This is a genomic window from Ensifer sp. CCNWLY38, assembly GCF_037120565.1.
In the GTDB taxonomy this organism is placed as follows: Bacteria; Pseudomonadota; Alphaproteobacteria; order Rhizobiales; family Rhizobiaceae; genus Ensifer; species Ensifer adhaerens_H.
Genome location: NZ_JBBBBO010000001.1, coordinates 755,700 through 774,807, shown reverse-complemented (window position 1 = coordinate 774,807; position 19,108 = coordinate 755,700). Strand labels below are relative to the sequence as shown.

The following is a 19,108-nucleotide window of genomic DNA, read 5'->3' as shown; positions in this document are numbered from 1 at the left end:
CTTTGCGGCTCGTGGCGTCTCAAAGATCACAGCGTTGAAATGATTGTACTTGCGATCGACACGTCCGGTTCCGGCTGCTCCGCCGCCGTCTATGACAGCGAAGCGGCTGCCGTGCTCGGCCGCTCCGGTGCCGATCTCGGCAAGGGCCACGCCGAGCGGCTGATGGAATTCGTCGACGAGGCGCTGGCCGCGGCTGGCCGATCGCTTGCCGATATCGACCGCATCGCGGTCACCGTCGGTCCGGGCTCGTTCACCGGCATTCGTGTCGGCGTGGCCGCCGCTCGTGGCCTGGCGCTGGCGCTCGGCAAGTCTGCGGTCGGCGTCTCGACGCTCGCGGTCCTGGCAGAAGGCATACGTGCTGCAGCGCCCGGGAGGGACATCCTCGTGGCCATCGATGCCAAGCGGGACGAAGTTTATGTCCAGGCTTTCGGCGCGACCGGTGCTGCCATAAGTGAGCCCGAAGCGCTCTGTGTCGAGGTGGCGCGCGAGCGCTTCTCCGGCTTTGATGGCGTCATCGGCGGTTCCGGCGCGGCTCTCGTTGTCCAGGATGCCCCTGCCAAGCCCCCCGAACTCATCGATGTTGCCTTCGTCGCCGCGCTCGGCGCCGCGGCTGATCCAGCCTCGGCCAAGCCGCGACCGCTATATCTCCGAGGCCCCGACGCCAAGCCGCAGGCGGGCTTCGCGATTGCCCGAGCGTAGACCGAGATGAGCTTTACCGATTATTTCACCCGCCGCACCGAGTTCGACATCTTCCCTCTGGAGGAGGCCGACTTGCTTGCTGCTGCGGCGCTGCATCGCCAGCGGTTCGCGTCGCCGTGGAGCGATGGTGAGATCCACGCGCTGCTGATGCAGGAGACGGTGTTCGGTTTTGTCGCCCGGCAAACCAATGGCAGCTTCCGTCCGGCCTTTGGCGGTTTCGTCCTGTCGCGCGCCGTCGCCGGCGAGGCCGAAATCCTGACGATCGGCGTCGAGCCCCGTTATGCCCGCTCCGGTCTCGGCTGGCGGCTGATGCAGGCGGCAATGCGCGAGGCCCTGGTCAAGGGCTCCGAGGCATTGTTCCTCGAAGTGGACGAGACCAATCAACCGGCGATCGGGCTTTACCGTAAGCTCGGCTTCAACAAGGTCGGCGAACGCCGCGCCTATTACCAGGACAAGGCCGGTCAGCGGACCGCCGCGCTTGTCATGCGGCTCGATCTTCGCTAGTCCCAAGCGCCGATTAGCGCGGGGTGAGGAAAAGTGTATGCGGTTTTCCGCCCGCATCCCGCGCTAACTTTTCAAGGATGCGCGCGGGAACTCTTTCCGGATGATCAATTGGCTACGGATTGCGATCTTCGCAGCGCTTCTGGCGCTGGTTTCGCTCGTTCTGATGCCGATCCAGATCGTCTGTCTCTGGCTTGATCTGAAACCCCGGCGCCATCTCCCGCGATACTGGCATCGGCTAGCCTGCTACCTTCTCGGCATCAAGGTGCGTGTTCATGGCACGGCGGATCGGCGGCCGCCGCTGCTGATTTGCGCCAATCATGCTTCCTGGAAAGACATTCTGGTGCTCTCCTCGATCGCCGACGTCGTCTTCGTCGCCAAGTCCGAGGTGAAGGGCTGGCCGGTCTTCGGCCACCTCGCACGATTGCAGGCGTCGATCTTCGTCGAGCGCGAGCAGAAACGCTCGACCGGCAAGCAGGTGAGCGAAATCGGTCAGCGCATGGCGTCGGGCGAGATCGTCGTGCTCTTTCCGGAGGGAACGACCTCGGATGGCAACCGCCTGCTGGAGATCAAGACCTCGCTTTTCGGTGCCGCCGCGTCCGCCGTGCCGCATTCGCCGACCGGGCTCGTGCATGTCCAGCCGGTGGCTATCTCCTATACGGGCATCCATGGCATGCCGATGGGCCGCTTCAACCGGCCGATTGCCGCATGGCCGGGCGACACCGAACTGGTGCCGCACCTGCTCGGCATCCTGCGCGAAGGGGCGATCGAGGTTGACGTCGATTTCGGTGAAGCCATCGACTACGATCGGCACACCAATCGCAAGGAAGTGAGCCGCAAAGTCGAGCAGCGCATCCGCGGCATGCTGTCGGACCGGTTGCGCGGACGGGCCTGACGCCTACCGGCAAAGGCAGTAGTGCCGAAAATACTTCAACTTCGGGCCGCTTTGCACTAAGTAAGCCGCCATGACCCAGGATACAGCCCTTCTGTCGACAACGCCCGTAACGGGCGACGAACGCGCGCCGGCCCGCAAGGTCTTCGTCAAGACCTATGGCTGCCAGATGAACGTCTATGATTCCGACCGCATGTCGGATGCCTTGTCGCGCGATGGCTATGTCTCGACCGACGTGCTGGAGGATGCCGACTTCGTGCTCCTCAACACCTGTCATATCAGGGAGAAGGCGGCGGAGAAGGTCTATTCCGAGCTTGGCCGCCTGCGCGACCTGAAGAAGGCGAAGGCCAAGGAAGGCCGCGAGATGGTGATCGGCGTCGCCGGCTGCGTCGCACAGGCCGAAGGCGACGAGATCCTCAGGCGTGCGCCGGCGGTCGATCTGGTGATCGGCCCAACCACCTATCACCGCCTGCCGGAAGCACTGAAGCGTGCCCGCGGCGGCGAGCGCGTCGTCCAGACGGACTATGCCGTCGAGGACAAGTTCGAACACCTGCCGGCGCCCGACAAGGCGAGGACCCGCGCCCGCGGCGTCACGGCCTTCCTGACGGTGCAGGAGGGTTGCGACAAGTTCTGCACTTTCTGTGTCGTGCCCTATACGCGCGGCTCGGAAGTCTCGCGCCCGGTTGCGCAGATCGTCTCTGAAGCGGAAAAGCTGGTCGATGGCGGCGTCCGCGAAATCACCCTGCTCGGCCAGAACGTCAACGCCTGGCACGGCGTCGGACCCGATGGCCGCGAATGGGGGCTTGGCGACCTGCTCACGCGTCTCGGCGAGATCGAAGGCCTTGCCCGGCTCCGCTACACGACGAGCCACCCGCGCGACATGGACGACAGCCTGATCGAAGCGCATCGCTCGATGGCGAAGTTGATGCCTTACCTGCACCTGCCCGTGCAGTCCGGCTCCGACCGCATCCTGAAGGCGATGAACCGGAGGCACACCGCGGCCGAATATCTGGCGCTGATCGAGCGTATCCGCGCGGTCCAGCCGGACCTCGCCCTGTCGGGCGATTTCATCGTCGGCTTCCCGGGCGAGACCGACGAGGACTTCGAAGACACCATGCACCTGGTCGAGGCCGTGGGTTATGCACAGGCATTTTCGTTCAAATATTCGACACGTCCCGGTACGCCCGGCGCCGAGCTCGGCGACCAGGTTCCCGAGGACGTAAAAGCCAAGCGCTTGGAAAAATTGCAGGCTTTGCTGTTTTCGCAGCAGCGCGCCTTCGCCGAATCCTGTGTCGGTCGCGAAATCGACCTGCTCTTGGAGAAGGAAGGACGCATGCCGGGCCAGCTCGTCGGGCGTTCCCCTTGGCTGCAGCCCGTGAATGTTGATGCAAAAGCATCGCAAATCGGTGACATTATCAAGGTGCGAATCATCAAGGCCGGGCCGAACAGCCTGTTTGCGGAGATGATCGGGTAAGGACCGAACACAAGGAGCCTGAACCGCTTGAACGGACACGAACTGATCTCTTCATCATCGCGCCAGTCGAAAACAACTGCGACAGACGCCAATCACTTCGTGCTCACGTTCGAGAACAACCGGTTCGCCAGCGAACTCTTCGGGCAGTTCGACCAGAATCTGAAGCTCCTCGAAGAGCGGCTCCGGATCGAAGCGCACCCGCGCGGTAATTCCGTTGCGATCTCAGGTGATGTCGTCGCCACCAATCAGGCGCGGCGCGCTCTCGATTTTCTCTATGGACGGTTGCAGAGCGGCGGATCGATCGATACGTCGGATGTGGAAGGCGCGATCCGGATGGCGGTCGCTGCCGACGATCAGCTACAATTGCCGACCATGGAGAAAAAAGCCAAATTGACGATGGCGCAGATTTCGACGCGCAAGAAGACGATCGTCGCCCGCACGCCGACGCAGGATGCCTATATCCGCGCGCTCGAGCGTTCCGAGCTCGTCTTCGGTGTCGGTCCGGCTGGTACCGGCAAGACCTATCTTGCCGTCGCCCACGCCGCACAGCTGCTGGAGCGCGGCGCCGTCGACCGCATCGTGCTTTCGCGCCCTGCCGTCGAGGCGGGCGAGCGCCTGGGCTTCCTGCCCGGCGACATGAAGGAGAAGGTCGACCCCTATCTCCGGCCGCTCTACGACGCGCTCTATGACATGATGCCGGGCGACAAGGTCGAACGGGCGATTACCGCCGGCGTCATCGAAATCGCGCCGCTCGCCTTCATGCGCGGCCGCACCCTCGCCAATGCTGCCGTCATCCTCGACGAGGCGCAGAACACGACATCGATGCAGATGAAGATGTTCCTGACGCGTCTCGGCGAAAACGGCCGCATGATCGTCACCGGCGATCCGAGCCAGGTCGACCTGCCGCGCGGCGTCAAGTCGGGCCTGGTCGAGGCCCTCCAGATCCTGAGGGGCGTCGAGGGCGTTTCGGTGGTCCGCTTCAAGGATGTCGACGTCGTTCGTCATCCGATGGTGGCGCGTATCGTCAGGGCTTACGAGTCCCACACGGCCGTTCACGACGAAAGCGAGCAGAGCGACCGCTGATCGGCGGTCGTTGCGATCATGACGGCATTGGACATCCAGATCAGTGTGGAAGAAGGCAATTGGCCCGAGGAAGAGGCCTTGCTTGCCTTCTCAACGCCCGTGCTCGAAGCGGCTGCAGCCTATCTCGCGGCCGAAGAGAAGCAGCCGCTGCCGAAGATGCCGCCGGAACTTTCCCTTGTCTTCACCGACGACGCTTCCATGCGGGTGATCAACGCCGAATGGCGCAACCAGGACAAGCCGACCAACGTGCTGTCCTTCCCCGCTTTCCCGGTGAAACCGGGCGCGATGCCGGGACCGATGCTGGGTGACATCATCGTCGCCCGCGAGACGCTCGAGCGCGAAGCCGTGGAACTCGAGAAATCCTTCGATGCGCATCTGACGCATCTTCTCGTGCATGGATTCCTGCATCTTTTCGGTTATGATCATATGGAAGATGACGAAGCCGAAAGAATGGAGAGCCTGGAGACTCGCATTTTGGCGCGTCTTGGCTTATCTGACCCCTACGGGGATCGTACCCCGGATTAACAGTTTGGACCGATGAGCGATTACAAAACACAGCCCGTCGCGCTGGCGACCGAGGAGGCAGAAGCCTCCGGAGAGGCGGAGGCGGGCAGTAGTAGCACCGCCACTCGACACGAGGGCACGAAATCCACTTCTACCTTCTGGAGCCGGGCCGCGCGCCTGCTGCGCGGCGCAAGTCCGTCGAGCCTGCGCGAGGATCTTGCCGACGCGCTTCAGACCGATGCCGACAGCAACACGGCCTTCTCGCCCGGCGAACGGGCGATGCTCAACAATATCCTGCGCTTTCGCGAGATCCGGGTCGAGGACGTCATGGTCCCGCGTGCCGACATCGAAGCGGTCGACCAGAGCATCACCATCGGCGAGCTGATGGTGATCTTCGAGGAGTCCGGCCGCTCGCGCATGCCGGTCTATAACGAAGGCCTCGATGATCCCCGCGGCATGGTGCACATCCGCGACCTGCTTTCCTACGTCACCAAGCAGGCCCGCAACCGGCGCCGCAACGGCAAGGCGCCGGCTGCCGTGACGGCCACGGGTGAAAAGACCGAGAAGGCGCCCCGATCGCCGAAGGCGAGCTTCGACCTCTCCCGCGTCGATCTCGGCAAGTCGCTGGAAGAGGCGGGCATCGTCCGCCAGCTCCTGTTCGTGCCGCCTTCGATGCTGGCTTCGGACCTGATGCAGCGCATGCAGGCCGCCCGTATCCAGATGGCGCTCGTCATCGACGAGTACGGCGGCACCGATGGTCTCGTTTCGCTCGAAGACATCGTCGAGATGGTCGTTGGCGATATCGAGGACGAGCACGACGATGACGAAGTCATGTTCGCCCGCACCTCGGACGATGTTTTCCTCGCCGACGCTCGCGTCGAGCTGGAAGAGATCGCCGCGGCGATCGGCCCCGATTTTGACGTGCGTGAGCAACTCGAAGACGTCGATACGCTCGGCGGCCTGATCTTCGCCTCGCTCGGCCGCATTCCGGTGCGCGGCGAAGTCGTCCAGGCCATTCCGGGCTTCGAGTTCCAGATCCTCGACGCCGACCCGCGCCGCGTGAAACGCGTTCGCATCATGCGCAAGCGTCCGCCGGCTCGCCGTCGCCCGTTGCGGCCCGAGGGTGAAACCGCTCCGGAGACGGTTATGGTCAATCGTGCCAACGGCGCAGCACCTTCCGAAGCAGCGGCCGACGAGCAATAATCGTTCGGCCCCCGTGCACGTTTCCATGTGCGCGGGGCAGAGTGCGCGGGGCAGATGCCCCGCCATCCGCTTGACGTCTCCCGGCTTGAACGAGTTCGTGAGGACCCGTGGCCTATTGCCGACCCAAGCCGCAGCACATGCCTTCCGCATCCAAATCCGCCCCTGAAGGGGACAAGCAGCCGGTTTTTTGGAACACTGGCGCCGATTGATTCGGTTGTTGTTTCGCTCCGGCGCCGCGGCTAGCGGCCGGGATCGACTGGAGGCTGCATGGTAAGACTGGCTGGCAGGGTGATGCTTCTCTCCGGTTTCCCGAGGGTATTGCTCGCGTTCTTTGCGGGGCTTCTCGCGGTTCTGGCGCAACCGCCCTTCGGCATCTTCGCCTTTGCTTTCGTCGCTTTCCCGATCCTCGTCTGGCTGCTCGACGGCGCGACCGGAAATCCGGATGGCGGCATCGTCAGGCGGCTCTGGCCGGCGGCGGCGATCGGCTGGTGTTTCGGCTTCGGTTACTTCCTCGGCGGTCTCTGGTGGCTCGGCAACGCGCTTCTGGTGGAGGCCGACGACTTCGCCTGGGCGTTGCCGCTCGCTGTCGTCGGTCTCCCGGCCTTCCTGGCGCTCTTTTATGCACTCGCGACGCTGATCGCGCGCCTATTCTGGTCCGATGGTGTCGGGCGGATCGCGGCGCTTGCGCTGGCCTTCGGCCTTTGCGAGTGGCTGCGCAGCTTCCTCTTCAGCGGGTTTCCCTGGAATGCCATCGGCTATGCGGCGATGCCGATGCCGCTGATGATGCAGTCTGCAAGCGTCGTCAATCTTGCGACCATCAACATGCTGGCGGTCTTCGTCTTCGCGGCACCCGCACTCATTGCCACCGGCAGGGGGAGCCGGATTGGCCTTGCGGCCGCACTCGTGCTCCTCACGGCTCACGTCGGCTTCGGTTTCTATCGCCTGGCACAGCCGGCGCCCGCTGCGGCCAAGCCGCCGCTGACGGTCCGTCTCGTCCAGCCGGTGATCGATCAGGCGAAAAAGCTCGACGACCGCGAGCGTGCGGCGGTCTTCGAGGAACATCTTTCGCTCACCACCGCCGCGCCCGAAAACGGCGGCAAACGCCCGGACATCGTCGTCTGGCCCGAGACGTCGATCCCGTTCATCCTCACCGACAATCCGGATGCCCTGGCGCGCATCGCCGAGGTGCTCGACGACGATCAGATCCTCATCGCCGGTGCGGTGCGCGCCGAGGACGCGGGCGCCGGCCTGCCGCCGCGCTACTACAACTCGATCTATGTCATCGATGGCCGCGGTCAGATCCTTGGCGCCGCCGACAAGGTGCATCTCGTCCCGTTTGGCGAGTATCTGCCGTTCGAGGAGGTGCTGTCGTCCTGGGGCCTGAGCTCCGTCGCCGCTTCGATGCCAGGCGGGTTTTCGGCGGCTAAAAGCCGATCGCTGCTGACACTGCCCGGCGGCAGGACGCTCTATCCGCTGGTCTGCTACGAGGCGATCTTCCCCGACGAGATCGACGGGGCTGCGCGCGGCGCGGATGCGCTTCTCAACATCACCAACGATGCCTGGTTCGGCGACACGCCCGGTCCGCGCCAGCATTTCCATCAGGCTCAACTGCGCGCCATCGAAACCGGAACACCTCTTATCCGCGCAGCCAACAGCGGTATATCAGCAATTGTTGATGCACGTGGGGTTTTAATGGTAGGATTGTCCTACAATTATAGGGGAGTGGTCGACACACTTCTGCCGGGAAAGATGCCTACGCCTTTGGACGACGCTATGCGAAGCCGAATCTTCGGGCTGAGTGCACTCTTCCTCCTTCTGGTTGCAGTGTTTTCGCGTGTTGGTTTTAATATTAGGAAGAATTGACCTAAAACCCCTAAAATTGCATAGTGGTCCGCACCATCGTCCTTGTTGTGGCGGCTTTGTCGTATCACCGTGGCGGTCGCCTCGGTGAGCGTCGCTTCATGCCGGGCGGTGGATCAAACGAAACAGCGTGTTTGGGAACGCAGATATGATTGAAAACAAAAAGAAGCCGAACCCGATCGACATTCATGTCGGCAGTCGGATTCGTCTTCGCCGCACGATGCTTGGCATGAGCCAGGAGAAGCTCGGCGAAAGTCTGGGGATCACCTTTCAGCAGATTCAGAAGTACGAGAAGGGCACGAACCGCGTCGGCGCGAGCCGGTTGCAGAACATCTCGGGCATTCTGAACGTTCCGGTTTCCTTCTTCTTCGAAGATGCCCCGGGCGATAGCGGTACCGGTCAGCCCGGCATGGCAGAAGCGTCCAGTTCCAACTACGTTGTCGATTTCCTGTCGTCCTCCGAGGGGCTGCAACTCAACCGCGCTTTCGTCAAGATCACCGATCCGAAGGTTCGCCGCCGCCTCGTCGATCTCGTCAAGGCTCTCGCTGCGGAAGCAGAAAGCGAATAGTTCCAACGTTCCCCGTCGGGACTTGAAAACAAAGCGGCCTTTGTGCCGCTTTTTTCATGCGCGCTTTTCTCCGGGCGCGCCAAAGTGATTGGCCCTGATAGTGATATAAAGATATATTTATGTCGTTGTGCGCTTGTTTTTCGGGCGCAAAACCACTAACACCATGCCAGCGCTTTTTCTTCATTGAGGGGACTTCCCGCATGCGTGCAAACTACCTGTTCACGAGTGAATCCGTAGCCGAAGGTCATCCGGACAAGGTGTGTGACCGTATCTCCGACGAGATCGTGGATCTGGTCTACCGCGAAGCGGCCAAGACCGGTGTCGACCCGTGGGGCGTTCGCATCGCTTGCGAAACCCTGGCGACCACCAACCGCGTCGTCATCGCCGGCGAAGTGCGCCTGCCGCCGAGCCTTCTGAAGAAGGACAAGGACGGCAACGACGTCATCAACCCCTCGAAGTTCAAGTCCGCCGCCCGCAAGGCGATCCGCGAGATCGGCTATGAACAGGACGGCTTCCACTGGAAGACGGCTAAGATCGACGTGCTTCTGCACTTCCAGTCCGCCCACATCGCTCAGGGCGTCGACAGCGCTGCCGACAATCAGGGCGAAGAAGGTGCCGGCGACCAGGGGATCATGTTCGGCTACGCCTGCCGCGAGACCGCCGAACTCATGCCGGCGCCGATCTACTACTCGCACCGCATCCTCAATCTGCTCGCCGCCGCCCGCAAGAAGGGCGAAGGCGAAGTCGCCAAGCTCGGTCCGGACGCCAAGAGCCAGGTCACCGTCCGCTACGTCGACGGCAAGCCGGCGGAAGTCACCTCGATCGTTCTGTCGACGCAGCATCTCGATGACACCTGGGATTCGGCCAAGGTTCGCTCGGTTGTCGAGCCCTATATCCGCGAAGCGCTCGATGATCTGAAGATCGCCGACGATTGCACCTGGTACATCAACCCGACCGGCAAGTTCGTTATCGGTGGCCCGGACGGCGACGCCGGCCTCACCGGCCGCAAGATCATCGTCGACACCTATGGTGGTGCTGCGCCCCATGGCGGCGGCGCCTTCTCGGGCAAGGACACGACCAAGGTCGACCGTTCGGCTGCCTATGCTGCGCGCTACCTGGCAAAGAACGTCGTTGCCGCCGGTCTTGCCGATCGTTGCACGATCCAGCTCTCCTATGCCATCGGCGTTGCCCAGCCGCTGTCGATCTATGTCGACCTGCACGGCACCGGCAAGGTCTCGGAAGACCAGGTCGAGCAGGCCATCCGCAAGACCATGGACCTGTCGCCGTCGGGCATCCGCCGTCACCTCGACCTCAACAAGCCGATCTACGCCAAGACGTCTGCCTATGGCCACTTCGGCCGCAAGGCTGGTCGCGACGGCTCCTTCTCCTGGGAGAAGCTCGATCTGGTGAAGCCGCTGAAGGCGGCGATCGAGCAGAGCGGTGCAGTCAACGGCCGGGCCGCCGCCTAATCCTGCGATTGGCGTGGCGTGTAACGCCGCGCATTGAAGATAGCGCAGCGGCCTGCTATCAGGCGCTTGCGAAATTCAGGGCGGGCGCTCCGGCAAGGAGCGCCCGCTTCGTTCATTTTGATCTTGGATCGGCGTGATCCGGGATCAGCGTGACCAAGGGACAAACGACATGACCGAACCGCGCCGTGCCAGAGCAACCGAGGCCTTTTTCGGCCGCCGCAAGGGCAAGCCGTTGCGCGAGCGGCAGGCGGCGCATCTGGAAACCGTGCTGCCGACCCTGAAGCTCGATCTGTCGAGCCCGTCTCCGGCGGAACTGAAGACGTTGTTTCCTCAGGGCGTCGATCGTATCCGGCTGGAAATCGGCTTCGGCGGCGGCGAACATCTGATCCACCGCGCCGCCGAAACGCCTTCGACAGGCTTTATCGGCGTCGAGCCCTTCGTCAATTCCATGGCCAAGCTCGTCGGCCACATCGAGGATCGCGGCGTCAGCAACATCCGCCTTTATGACGACGACGCCACCCAGGTTCTCGACTGGTTGCCGGCCTCATCCGTGGACCAGGTCGACCTGCTCTATCCGGATCCGTGGCCGAAGCGCAAACACTGGAAGCGCCGCTTCGTCTCCAAGGTCAATCTCGACCGGTTCGCGCGCGTGCTGAAGCCGGGCGGGCATTTCTGCTTCGCCTCGGATATCGACACCTATGTCAATTGGACGCTGTTGCATTGCCGCGATCACGCGGCCTTCGAATGGACTGCGGAGAAGGCAGCCGACTGGCTGACGCCGTACGAGGGGTGGCCGAGCACACGCTACGAGGCCAAGGCACGCAGGGAAGGCCGGAGCTCCGCCTATCTCACTTTCCGCCGAGCCTAGCAATTCCAGGAAAAGTGCGAAGCGGTTTTCCGTTCGGAATTGCGGCACTGCGAAGTCAATTCCAGGAAAAGTGCGAAGCGGTTTTCCGTTCGGAATTGCGGCACTCCAAAATCAATTCCAGGAAAAGTGCAAAGCGGTTTTCCGTCCGGAATTGCATCGTTCCATACAGAGCGGCAGCTTCAATTTCAGCACTAGATCGCTGCCGTCATCGTCGGCAGCCTGCATCAATGCAGGGTGACCGTCTTCAGGTCATCCTCGGCAGCCTTGAAAAAGGTGCTGGAACGATTGTCGGTCAGGAGGATCGGCGTGCCGTCAGCGCCGAACAGGGCCCAGAGATCGATGCCCGGTCCCATCTCGGGTGCTTCCGGGAAGCAGCGCGAGACTTCTTCCGAACGCATTTTCCGGATGTAGCCGATTTCGCCTTCGCCGAGATGTGCGAGGTCGTTCTTCGACAGTGACGAGCTGATGGATTTCAGTCCCATGGTGATACTCCGTGGTCGCCGGCCAGGGGAAAATCCCGCCGGTTATCCTACTCTGGGACTGAAATGTTAATTTTCTTTACCATACGCACCGGTTCGGGACGGACGAGGTCGACGGAGAGCAAGCCGTTGCGCAGCTCGGCGCCGAGAACTTTCATGCCATCGGCCAGAACGAAGGTGCGTTGAAACTGGCGCGCAGCGATACCGCGATGCAGGTACTCGCGGTCGCCGTTGTCGACCTGGCGGCCGCGGATGACGAGCTGATTCTCTTCGGTGGTGACTTCGAGGTCTTCATCGGAAAACCCGGCCACGGCAAGCGTGATTCTGAGCCGCTCGGGTGCGTCAACGGCTTCATCGCCGCGGATCCGCTCGATGTTGTAGGGCGGGTATCCGTCATTGCCCTTGGCGATGCGCTCAAGGGTCTTTTCCATTGTGTCGAAACCCAGCAGAAGCGGGCTCGTAAAGGGGGTAATTCGGCTCATTCTTCAAGTCCTTGCGAGATCAAGCGACCGATGTTCGGACCTGCCCAGCAGCATCCTTGCCGCAATATGGTAGCTGTGCGCAATGAGTGCAAGCCGCTTGCCTCGGACGTGCACGCAAATCATAGTCCGCTCTCGCAGAATCCGAGAGTGAGGCGAGGAGGGCGCGTGCGACGCTACCTCGTATCCGCTCCGGTGCATTGAAATCGATCGCGCCTGGCTTTGGGTCGGGTCGACCCAGCCAAACGTGATCCAGGGAGGACGAGAGAGTGCCCGTGCCGAGAAAGATAATCATAGACACCGATCCCGGGCAGGACGATGCCGCCGCCATCATGCTCGCTTTCGGCAGTCCGGAAGAGATCGACCTGCTCGGCATCACCACGGTTGCCGGCAACGTGCCGCTGGCCTTGACGGCCCGCAATGCGCGCATTCTCTGCGAGCTCTGCGACCGGCCGAAGGTTCGCGTTTTTTCCGGCGCCGACAAGCCGATCGCCCGCCCGCTGGTAACCGCCGAGCACGTGCACGGCAAGACCGGCCTCGACGGACCGACGCTCGACGAGCCCAGGATGAACCTCGAGGAGCAGCACGCGGTCGACTTCATCGTTGAAACGCTCCGCAACGAGGCAGAGGGCACGGTGACGCTCTGCACGCTCGGACCACTCACCAACATCGCGCTCGCGCTCCAGAAGGCGCCTGAGATTGCGCCGCGGGTGAAGGAACTGGTGATGATGGGCGGCGGCTTCTTCGAAGGCGGCAACATCACGCCGGCGGCCGAGTTCAACATCTATGTCGATCCGGAAGCCGCCGATATCGTCTTCCGTTCGGGCATTCCGATCGTGATGATGCCGCTCGACGTCACCCATCGCGTGCTCACCCACAAGGCGCGGGTGCAGAAGATCCGCGACATCGGCAGCCGCCCGGCGATCGCCATGGCCGAGATGCTCGAATTCTACGAACGCTTCGACATCGAGAAATACGGCACCGATGGCGGCCCGCTGCACGACCCGACCGTCATTGCCTATCTGCTGCGCCCCGAGCTTTTCACCGGTCGGGATTGCAACGTCGAGATCGAAACCAAGTCGCCGCTGACGGCGGGCATGACGGTTGTCGACTGGTGGCAGGTCACCGGCCGCCCGCACAATGCCAAGGTCATGCGCTTCGTCGACGACCAGGGCTTTTTCGATCTGTTGACCGAGCGCCTGTCGCGCATCTGAGCCTACGTTCGATCATCATGCTTCAAACAAAAACGGCGCCCCGAGAGGCGCCGTTTCTTTTCTCGATCTGCTGATCAGAACTCTTCCCAATTGTCCTGGGCAAGCGCGTTGGCGCCCGAGGTCTGGGTGAGCACCCGCTGCGTCGAAGCCGAGTAGCTGCTTCGTGCCGGGCTCGCCGCCGGAGCCGGCCGCGCCTCGCGGGCAGGTGCCGGTGCCGGGCGTTCGGCCGCACGCATGCGTTCGGCGGTGCCACGCAGCATCTCCGACGAGGAAGGCTGGGCCGACGCCGAGGACTGGGCGACGCGGAAGCGGGCAACCAGGGCGTTGAGCGTGCGGGCCTCTTCGTTGAGCGCCATGCCGGCGGCCGTCGTCTCTTCGACCATGGCGGCGTTCTGCTGGGTCACCTGGTCCATCTGGTTGACGGCCGAGTTGATCTCCTTGAGGCCGACGGCCTGCTCGGAGGCCGAGCTCGAGATCTGGCGGATGAGGCCGTTGATCTGAACGACCTGCTCGGCGATCTTCTCAAGCGCGCCGCCGGCCTTGCCGACGAGGTCGACCCCTTCGCGCACCTGGCCGGCCGAAGTGTTGATCAGCGTCTTGATCTCCTTGGCGGCATTGGCGGAGCGCTGGGCAAGCTCGCGTACTTCCTGGGCGACGACGGCAAACCCCTTGCCGGCTTCACCCGCGCGGGCCGCTTCGACGCCGGCGTTGAGCGCCAAAAGGTTGGTCTGGAAGGCGATTTCGTCGATGACGCCGATGATGCGGCTGACCTCGTGCGACGACTGTTCGATACCCTTCATCGCGGCGATGGCCTTCTGCACCACTTCGCCCGACTGTCCGGCATCGCTGCTGGCCACTTCCACCGATTTCGCGGCGACCTTGGCGTTTTCGGCACTGGCGTTGACCTGCGAGGTCAGCTCGTCGAGCGCCGCCGCTGTTTCTTCGAGGCTCGCCGCCTGCTGTTCGGTGCGGTGCGACAGGTCGTTGGCGGCGCTGCTGATTTCGCTTGTGCCGTTGCCGATGTTGACGACCGAATGGTTGACGGTGCGGATCGTCTCTTCGAGGCTTTCCATCGTCGCGTTGAAGTCGCGCTTGAGCTGGGCATATTCGCCCGGGAACTCGTCGGTGATGCGGAAGGCGAGATCGCCTGACGAGAGATGCGACAGGCCCTTGCCGAGGCGGGCGACGATGTCGCGCTGCAAGGCGCTGCTCTCGGCACGCTCGGTTTCCGACCGGCCGCGTTCGCGCTCGGCCTGTTCGCGCTCATGGCGAGCTTCGCCTTCGAGGCGCTTGGTGTCGGCCAGCTGGTGGCGGAAGCCTTCCAGCGCCTTGGCGACTTCACCGGTTTCGTCGGAGCGATCCTGTCCGGCGATCGCCTTGGTATAGTCGCCGTGGCTGAGGCCTTTGACGTCGTTGACGAGGGCGGCGAGAGGCTTCTGCACGAAGCCGCGGACGGCGAGATAGAGACCGAGCAGAACGGCGCCGAGCACGACGAGGCCTCCGACGATCATCATGTAGGTCTGGTCCTTGACCGGGGCATTGATCGCAGTGCGCGGCACGTCGACGAGCACGACCCAGCTGGTGTTCACGCCCGAAAGCGCGAACGGATAGACGAGGCGGTCGAAGGGTTCGTTGCCGTCATAGGAAAGGTTGGAAATGACGCCAGGCTTGCCGGAAGCAAGCGCGTCCTTGACGATGTCGTTGCCTTCGCCGTCATAGGCCTTGAGCAGCAGTTCCGGGATCGGCGCGACGAGCCACTTGCCGCTCTGCGACAGCAGGTAGACGCGGCCGGTTTCGAACGGCTTCAACTTCGCAAGGCCCTCGGCGAGCGACGCGAGCGAGATGTCGACGCCGGAGACGCCGATCAGCTTGCCGCCTGACATGACCGGATAGGCGATCGAGCTCATCGCGGTCGGAATGTCGGTACCCTCGGCAGTATAGGGCTGGGTGATCGCGCCCTTGCCGCTCTTTGCCGCAAGGCTGTACCACTCGGCCGGATAGTCGGCACGGAAGGTGGAGTACTGGATTTCGTTGGTGCGCGTCTTCGACCAGTAGGGCGTGAAGATGCCGAGCTCGTTACCGCCCAGTTCCTTGTTGTTGACGACATCTTCCTGGCGGCCGTCGAAGGCCTTGGGCTCTTCCGCGAACCAGCTGCCGAAGGCGAAGGGGTTCTGCTCGAGGTTCGCCCTGAGGACATTGATCACCCCGGTGCGCTCCATCGACTTTTCCGCATGTGCCCGGCCGAGAACGCCGGCCATCGAGCGGGCAGCGCTCGCAAGCTCGCCGACGTCGCCGGCGATGTCGGAGGCGATCGCGCGGGCTTCACCGTTTGCCTGTTCAAGGACCAGCGTTTCGACGCGATCCTGGGTCTGGGAGATGAGAACGAAATTCGAGGCGAGCAGGACAAGTGCAATCGTGCCGCCTGTCACCGCGATCAGTTTGGTCGCCAGCGATTTGGCTTGGAACTTGAACATGAAATCCTCACGTGCTGGGAGGTCCGCCGGCTCTCGCCTGCGGTGGACGCATTTCGCAATGGGGGTGAACTCCATCATGGAGCGTCAGATGCCGACCGGCATGTTGGAGGCAACCGGGTCGCTTCGACCGGCCTTCTCAGGCTCCTGAATAGACTGGAGATTCTTAAAATAGGCCCAACGCGGACGCTGTTTTACCGGTTGCTTCGATAAAATTGCGCGCGGAGTTTTATCTCCGCGACATCGGCTGTCCGGATTGCGCAAGGGGCATCTCACGGCGAGGGAAGGCGTTCGGTAGCGCGAAACGAAAAGGACGCGGGCAGTTCTTCGCCCGCGTCCCGCACGATCTCAAAGACGTGACGATTGCCAGATCTAAAGGCGCGACGCCACTTCCGAGGAAAGCGGGATCGAGGGCTGGGCGCCGCTCTTCAGGCAGGCGAGCGAGCCGGCGATGGCTGCACGGCGCAGCGCATCGGGAAAGGCAATGCCGGCGTCGAGGCTGGCTGCAAGATAGCCGCAGAACGTGTCGCCGGCGCCGACGGTATCGACCGGCTCGATCTTCAGGCCCTTCGCGCGCTGGATCTCGCCTTCGTGCACGGCGACGACGCCTTCGGCGCCGAGCGTGACGATGACCGTCTGGCCGGTCTCGGCGTGAAGCGCCTTCATCGCGTCTTCGCGTTCCGCGCTGCTGATGCCGCTCCTGCCGGCAAGCAGCTCGAATTCGGTCTCATTGGCAATGACGATATCGGCCATGCGGCCGAGGCGCGCGGCATCCGGCGTCAGCGGCGCGATGTTGATGACCGAGCGCACGCCCTTCTGTTTCGCTGCGTTCAGGGCCTTCTCGACGGAGGCTGCCGGAATTTCGAGCTGCAGCATCAGCGTGTCGCCACGGTTCATGCCGTCGACGGCTTTCACCGCATCGGCCTCATTGACAGTTGAATTGGCACTGGCGACGACGACGATGACGTTCTCGCCGTCACCGCCGACCAAGATATGCGCGGTGCCAGTCGGCTCATTCACCGTCTTGGTCAGCGACAGGTCGGCACCTGCGCCCTTCAGCAGTTCCAGCGCGCCATCGGCAAAGCTGTCCTTTCCGACTGCGCCCGCCATCTTAACCGTCGCGCCGGCGCGCCGTGCAGCAAGCGCCTGGTTTGCGCCCTTGCCGCCGGCGGCGGTCGAAAAGCCCGTACCGGCGACGGTTTCGCCCGGCTTCGGGAGGCGTGCCGTGGTGGCGATCAGGTCCATGTTGATAGACCCAAAAACAGTGATCATGTGAAAATATCCCGTCGGATTGCAAAGTGGGCCGGAGAGTGCCCGACAGCCTCAGTCCTCGTCAACCACCCGCAGGCGCAATTGCCCGACGCGGTTGTCGACGGCGGCACGCGGGTCGCTTGCTTCTTGCGTCCCGCCTTCGGCTTGAAGTTCGAGCGCCTCGATCTTGGCGCCGCGCCGCGTGAGCTTGCTAGACGAAATCAGAATATCCTCGACGTCCTTCTGGCTCATGGCGAAGTGCCCCTGAAGCTTGCGCACGCGCTCGTCGAGACGACTGAGGTCCTCCATCAGCCTGGCCACTTCACCCTGGATCAGATGCGCCTGTTCGCGCATCCGCGCATCCTTGAGGATCGCCTGGATCACCTGGATCGACAAGAGCAGCAGCGACGGCGAGACGATGACGATCCGCTGGCGATGCGCCTTCTGCACGATCGCTTCGAAATGCTCGTGGATTTCGGCGAAGATCGATTCCGATGGCACGAACAGGAATGCGGTGTCCTGCGTCTCTCCCGAGATCAGGTACTTGCTGGCGATATCGCGCACATGCCCTTCCATGTCGCGGCGGAAAAGTTGCGCGATCTGTTGGCGGCGTTCCGCATTCGGGGCATCCCGCATCGCGTTCCAGGCTTCCAGCGGAAATTTCGCGTCGATGACGAGCGCCGGCTGGCCGTTCGGCATGCGGATGGTGCAATCGGGCCGAGCGCCGTTCGACAGCGTCGTCTGAAATTCAAAGGCGCCCATCGGCAGCCCATCGGCGATGATCGCCTCCATGCGCGACTGGCCGAAGGCGCCGCGCGTCTGCTTGTTGGATAGGATCGCCTGCAACCCGGCCATGTCCTTGGCCAGCGACTGGATGTTGTTCTGGGCATTGTCGATGACCGCCAGGCGCTCTTGCAGCCGCCTGAGGTTTTCGTGCGTCGCCTTGGTCTGTTCGGTGATCGATGCGCCGATGCGGTGGGTCATGCCGTCGATACGCTGGCTGAGCGTCTGGTTGAGCTCCGCCTGCCGCGCGCCGAAAACCTCGGCCATGGCGGCGACCCGCCCCTGCATCTCCGTCTGGGCCGCAAGCAGCATCGCCATCTGCTCCTGCCGTTCTTCGGCGCGAGTATCCCGACGCCGCGAAAGCGCCATCAGCAGCGCGACTGCCACCATCAGACCGCCGGCGATGGCGAGATGGCCCAGCGTGACCGGCAGAGTGCCGATGAAAAACAATGGCTGGGAAAGGTCGATGGGCGCTGGTTCCATGGTGTAAGCCTAACAGATTCGCAGATGTTTTATAGATCAAAGCATGAACATCTGTACCGTGCGGTTAACGCCGGCCGATGCCGGAAGGGCCGCTGCGGGTGGCAAGGCAATTTTCTTGCACGCCGATGGAAAGATCGGCTATGGGAGCAGCATGACGATCAAGCCGCTTATCATCCTTCCCGATCCTGTGCTTCGCCAGGTTTCCACGCCGATCGAAACCATCGACGCGGACATCCGCCGTCTGGCCGACGATATGCTCGAAACCATGTATGACGCGCCCGGCATCGGCCTTGCCGCGATCCAGATCGGCGTTGCCAAACGCATGCTGGTGCTCGACGTTTCGAAAGAAGGCGACGACAAGACCCCGCTCGTTTTCATCAATCCCGAGATCGTTGCTTCGTCCGATGAGCGCTCGGTCTACGAGGAAGGCTGCCTGTCGATCCCAGACTTTTACGCCGAGGTCGAGCGCCCCGCGGCGATCACCGTCAAGCATCTCGACCGTGACGGCAAGGAACAGATGATCGAGGCCGATGGCCTGCTCGCGACCTGCCTGCAGCATGAGATCGATCACCTGAACGGCGTCCTGTTCATCGATCACATCTCCAAGCTCAAGCGCGACATGGTGATCCGCAAGTTCACCAAGGCCGCCAAGACGCGCGGTGCGAAGGCGATCTGACGCCGACCACGCAAGCGGTCGCAAACAGATCGCGCGAAGGGCACGATTTGAGGGCGGGGATCCACTGTGCAATCCCAGGAAAGCGTGAAACGGTTTTCCGCCTGGGGTTGTCCTGTTTCAGAGAATGAGATCATTTCGCCGTTTCCCGCAT

At 62.8% G+C, this 19,108-nt stretch carries 18 protein-coding genes; 13 read left to right on the top strand and 5 right to left on the bottom strand.

Features of this window, described 5'->3' with window-relative positions:
* Positions 1-39 precede the first annotated feature (39 nt).
* The 11 genes from tsaB to trmB all read left to right on the top strand — a co-directional run bounded on the left by tsaB (position 40) and on the right by trmB (position 11,121).
* A complete protein-coding gene (tsaB, locus tag V7S54_RS03785) occupies positions 40-699 on the top strand; it encodes a tRNA (adenosine(37)-N6)-threonylcarbamoyltransferase complex dimerization subunit type 1 TsaB (RefSeq protein ID WP_065372230.1) in 660 nt (219 codons plus the stop codon).
* Between the two features lie 6 nt (positions 700-705).
* Complete coding sequence (locus tag V7S54_RS03780; protein WP_065372231.1) at positions 706-1,203, top strand: GNAT family N-acetyltransferase; 498 nt, start codon at positions 706-708, stop codon at positions 1,201-1,203.
* A 100-nt stretch (positions 1,204-1,303) separates the two neighbouring features.
* A complete protein-coding gene (locus V7S54_RS03775; protein WP_065372232.1) occupies positions 1,304-2,095 on the top strand; it encodes a lysophospholipid acyltransferase family protein in 792 nt (263 codons plus the stop codon).
* A gap of 70 nt (positions 2,096-2,165) precedes the next feature.
* Positions 2,166-3,566, top strand: coding sequence for a tRNA (N6-isopentenyl adenosine(37)-C2)-methylthiotransferase MiaB (gene miaB, locus V7S54_RS03770; RefSeq protein ID WP_336408053.1), 1,401 nt, complete (start codon positions 2,166-2,168; stop codon positions 3,564-3,566).
* Positions 3,567-3,593: 27 nt separating this feature from the next.
* Positions 3,594-4,649, top strand: coding sequence for a PhoH family protein (locus tag V7S54_RS03765; RefSeq protein ID WP_057248017.1), 1,056 nt, complete (start codon positions 3,594-3,596; stop codon positions 4,647-4,649).
* 18 nt (positions 4,650-4,667) lie between these two features.
* The gene (ybeY, locus tag V7S54_RS03760) at positions 4,668-5,174 is read left to right on the top strand and encodes an rRNA maturation RNase YbeY (protein WP_065372234.1); all 507 of its coding nucleotides are present in this window, start codon (positions 4,668-4,670) and stop codon (positions 5,172-5,174) included.
* Between the two features lie 12 nt (positions 5,175-5,186).
* Positions 5,187-6,356, top strand: a complete 1,170-nt coding sequence (locus V7S54_RS03755; protein ID WP_065372235.1) for a hemolysin family protein — start codon at positions 5,187-5,189, stop codon at positions 6,354-6,356.
* 267 nt (positions 6,357-6,623) lie between these two features.
* Entirely contained in the window at positions 6,624-8,219 is a 1,596-nt protein-coding gene (gene lnt, locus V7S54_RS03750) for an apolipoprotein N-acyltransferase (protein ID WP_065372236.1), read from the top strand.
* A gap of 145 nt (positions 8,220-8,364) precedes the next feature.
* Positions 8,365-8,784 carry a helix-turn-helix domain-containing protein gene (locus V7S54_RS03745; protein ID WP_057248021.1) on the top strand — a complete coding sequence of 140 codons (420 nt, stop codon included), beginning with the start codon at positions 8,365-8,367 and terminating at the stop codon, positions 8,782-8,784.
* A gap of 200 nt (positions 8,785-8,984) precedes the next feature.
* Positions 8,985-10,253 (top strand): methionine adenosyltransferase, encoded by a 1,269-nt coding sequence (gene metK, locus V7S54_RS03740; protein WP_065372237.1) that lies wholly within the window; start codon positions 8,985-8,987, stop codon positions 10,251-10,253.
* Between the two features lie 169 nt (positions 10,254-10,422).
* Positions 10,423-11,121 (top strand): tRNA (guanine(46)-N(7))-methyltransferase TrmB, encoded by a 699-nt coding sequence (trmB, locus tag V7S54_RS03735; protein ID WP_065372238.1) that lies wholly within the window; start codon positions 10,423-10,425, stop codon positions 11,119-11,121.
* Between the two features lie 224 nt (positions 11,122-11,345).
* On the opposite strand, the gene V7S54_RS03730 is transcribed toward trmB, so the two are convergent.
* On the bottom strand, positions 11,346-11,603 hold the full coding sequence (locus tag V7S54_RS03730) for a DUF1150 family protein (protein ID WP_058323647.1): 258 nt from the start codon (positions 11,601-11,603) through the stop codon (positions 11,346-11,348).
* 47 nt (positions 11,604-11,650) lie between these two features.
* Positions 11,651-12,082, bottom strand: a complete 432-nt coding sequence (locus V7S54_RS03725) for an Hsp20 family protein (RefSeq protein ID WP_065372239.1) — start codon at positions 12,080-12,082, stop codon at positions 11,651-11,653.
* A gap of 266 nt (positions 12,083-12,348) precedes the next feature.
* Between V7S54_RS03725 and V7S54_RS03720 the strand changes: the two genes are divergently transcribed.
* Positions 12,349-13,293 carry a nucleoside hydrolase gene (locus V7S54_RS03720; protein ID WP_065372240.1) on the top strand — a complete coding sequence of 315 codons (945 nt, stop codon included), beginning with the start codon at positions 12,349-12,351 and terminating at the stop codon, positions 13,291-13,293.
* A gap of 74 nt (positions 13,294-13,367) precedes the next feature.
* Here the strand turns inward: V7S54_RS03720 and V7S54_RS03715 are convergent, their stop codons facing one another.
* The 3 genes from V7S54_RS03715 to V7S54_RS03705 form a co-directional block, all read right to left on the bottom strand.
* Positions 13,368-15,767, bottom strand: coding sequence for a methyl-accepting chemotaxis protein (locus V7S54_RS03715; protein ID WP_336408052.1), 2,400 nt, complete (start codon positions 15,765-15,767; stop codon positions 13,368-13,370).
* A 369-nt stretch (positions 15,768-16,136) separates the two neighbouring features.
* Positions 16,137-17,036 (bottom strand): ribokinase, encoded by a 900-nt coding sequence (locus tag V7S54_RS03710; RefSeq protein WP_065372242.1) that lies wholly within the window; start codon positions 17,034-17,036, stop codon positions 16,137-16,139.
* Positions 17,037-17,087: 51 nt separating this feature from the next.
* Complete coding sequence (locus V7S54_RS03705) at positions 17,088-18,281, bottom strand: DNA recombination protein RmuC (RefSeq protein WP_065372243.1); 1,194 nt, start codon at positions 18,279-18,281, stop codon at positions 17,088-17,090.
* Positions 18,282-18,432: 151 nt separating this feature from the next.
* On the opposite strand from V7S54_RS03705, the gene def reads away from it, so the two are divergent.
* Entirely contained in the window at positions 18,433-18,957 is a 525-nt protein-coding gene (gene def / locus V7S54_RS03700; protein ID WP_058329133.1) for a peptide deformylase, read from the top strand.
* Positions 18,958-19,108: the final 151 nt, after the last annotated feature.

Coding starts and splice junctions, on each gene's coding strand:
- tsaB (WP_065372230.1), top strand. CDS start 40: ATGATTGTACTTGCGATCGACACGTCCGGTTCCGGCTGCTCCGCCGCC.
- V7S54_RS03780 (WP_065372231.1), top strand. CDS start 706: ATGAGCTTTACCGATTATTTCACCCGCCGCACCGAGTTCGACATCTTC.
- V7S54_RS03775 (WP_065372232.1), top strand. CDS start 1,304: ATGATCAATTGGCTACGGATTGCGATCTTCGCAGCGCTTCTGGCGCTG.
- miaB (WP_336408053.1), top strand. CDS start 2,166: ATGACCCAGGATACAGCCCTTCTGTCGACAACGCCCGTAACGGGCGAC.
- ybeY (WP_065372234.1), top strand. CDS start 4,668: ATGACGGCATTGGACATCCAGATCAGTGTGGAAGAAGGCAATTGGCCC.
- V7S54_RS03755 (WP_065372235.1), top strand. CDS start 5,187: ATGAGCGATTACAAAACACAGCCCGTCGCGCTGGCGACCGAGGAGGCA.
- lnt (WP_065372236.1), top strand. CDS start 6,624: ATGGTAAGACTGGCTGGCAGGGTGATGCTTCTCTCCGGTTTCCCGAGG.
- V7S54_RS03745 (WP_057248021.1), top strand. CDS start 8,365: ATGATTGAAAACAAAAAGAAGCCGAACCCGATCGACATTCATGTCGGC.
- metK (WP_065372237.1), top strand. CDS start 8,985: ATGCGTGCAAACTACCTGTTCACGAGTGAATCCGTAGCCGAAGGTCAT.
- trmB (WP_065372238.1), top strand. CDS start 10,423: ATGACCGAACCGCGCCGTGCCAGAGCAACCGAGGCCTTTTTCGGCCGC.
- V7S54_RS03730 (WP_058323647.1), bottom strand. CDS start 11,603: ATGGGACTGAAATCCATCAGCTCGTCACTGTCGAAGAACGACCTCGCA.
- V7S54_RS03725 (WP_065372239.1), bottom strand. CDS start 12,082: ATGAGCCGAATTACCCCCTTTACGAGCCCGCTTCTGCTGGGTTTCGAC.
- V7S54_RS03715 (WP_336408052.1), bottom strand. CDS start 15,767: ATGTTCAAGTTCCAAGCCAAATCGCTGGCGACCAAACTGATCGCGGTG.
- V7S54_RS03710 (WP_065372242.1), bottom strand. CDS start 17,036: ATGATCACTGTTTTTGGGTCTATCAACATGGACCTGATCGCCACCACG.
- V7S54_RS03705 (WP_065372243.1), bottom strand. CDS start 18,281: ATGGAACCAGCGCCCATCGACCTTTCCCAGCCATTGTTTTTCATCGGC.
- def (WP_058329133.1), top strand. CDS start 18,433: ATGACGATCAAGCCGCTTATCATCCTTCCCGATCCTGTGCTTCGCCAG.